The sequence below is a fragment of the Kitasatospora nipponensis genome, assembly GCF_039528135.1.
GTDB classification, from domain to species: domain Bacteria; phylum Actinomycetota; class Actinomycetes; order Streptomycetales; family Streptomycetaceae; genus Kitasatospora; species Kitasatospora nipponensis.
Genome location: NZ_BAAALF010000905.1, coordinates 1 through 596, shown reverse-complemented (window position 1 = coordinate 596; position 596 = coordinate 1). Strand labels below are relative to the sequence as shown.

Annotated in this window: 1 protein-coding gene and 1 pseudogene; one reads left to right on the top strand and one right to left on the bottom strand. The window is 68.3% G+C overall.

Translation table 11 applies throughout. From position 1 onward, the window contains the following. Positions 1-365 (bottom strand): annotated as a pseudogene (locus ABD323_RS43980) (TniQ family protein); the annotation flags it as partial. Between the two features lie 18 nt (positions 366-383). On the opposite strand from ABD323_RS43980, the gene ABD323_RS43975 reads away from it, so the two are divergent. Continuing rightward, a partial coding sequence (locus ABD323_RS43975) for a hypothetical protein (protein ID WP_344447608.1) occupies positions 384-596 on the top strand: 213 nt, incomplete at its 3' end.

The window sequence follows — 596 nt, the reverse complement described above, 5'->3', positions numbered from 1 at the left end:
CTTCCCCCGCCGCGCGGCCGAAGCGGGATCTCGTGGCTGCGGGCCCACCTGGCCATGTTCGCGGTGCTCATGCCTTTCTCGCGGGCGAGGTCGGGCAAGGTCCGCCGGTGGTGGACGTACTGCTCGAAGAGCCAGTCGCGTTCGACGTCACCGCATCGCTTGTAGTCCTGTGGGCCGTTGCGGAGGGGGATGCCGTATTCGCGGGCGAGGCCGGTCAGGACGCTGCGGGAGAAGCCGGTGAGGGTGGCGATCTGCTTCAACGAGCGGTGTTCGCTGAGGTAGAGGCGGGTGAAGGTCTCCTTCGGCAGTTCCCGACGGGCTTGGAGCCGGATGTGGCCGGTGGCTCTGGCGGTGTTCTTCGTCATAGGGGGTGGGGGTGCTGGATGTTCGTCGAGGAGCTGCCGGATGGCCTCGACAGTCGTGCCCAGGACTTGGGCGGCGTGCTGAACGGGGTGCTGACGTTCTCGGACGAGCTGGTGCAGGCGAGGCAAGTCGATGTGCGCCGGGTCGGGTCCGGGAAGGGAGAGACCGGCCAGCAAGGCGGTGGGAGGCTGCCAGGTCACGGGCTCGTCGTGGATGTCGTGCGAGGCGAGGGA